1 protein-coding gene is annotated in these 669 nt (G+C 77.0%); it reads right to left on the reverse strand.

What is annotated here, in order from left to right; all coding sequences use genetic code 11:
- On the reverse strand, positions 1-669 hold a 669-nt coding region (locus tag ACFQ87_RS43075; protein WP_380616466.1), incomplete at both ends, for a SulP family inorganic anion transporter.

Genomic DNA, 669 nt, shown 5'->3' on the forward strand with positions numbered 1-669 from the left:
GGCGGCCAGTGCCAGGACGCCGGAGACGAGCGGGCCGACCACGACGGCGGTGACCAGGTCGAAGGCGAGGGTGGCTGCGGCGGTGAGCGCGAGGACGGCGGCCTCGCCGCGGCCGGTGCGGGCGAGCGCGCGCAGCGAGCCGACCTGGACCATCCGTACGGCGGTGGCGATCAGCACCCCGGCCAGGGCGGCGAGCGGGATCCCGGCGACCAGGGGCGCGGCGGCGAAGACGATCACCGCCAGGACGGCGGCGTGGACCAGGGCGGCGAGCCGGGAGACGGCGCCGGAGCGGACGTTGACGGCGGTACGGGCGATCGCGCCGGTGGCGGCGACGCCGCCGAACAGCGGGGCGGCGAGGTTGGCCAGGCCCTGGCCGAACAGTTCGCGGTTGCTGTCGTGGCGCTCGGAGACGCTCATCGCGTCCGCGGCGGTCGCGGACATCAGCGACTCCAACGCGGCCAGCGCGGCGACGGCCAGCGCCGAGGGCAGCAGGGCGGGGACGGCGGAGAGGCCGAGGAAGCCGAGCGAGGGGGCCGGGAGTCCGGAGGGCAGGTGGCCGATGGTGGCGACCGGCAGGCCGGCGAGCCTGGCGGTGACGGTCGCGGCCACGACAGCGATCAGTGAGAACGGCAGCGCGGGCCGCAGCCGTGCACCGATGAGCATCAGGGC

Origin of the sequence: Kitasatospora sp. NPDC056531 (genome assembly GCF_042794375.1) — a bacterium.
GTDB lineage: Bacteria > Actinomycetota > Actinomycetes > Streptomycetales > Streptomycetaceae > Kitasatospora.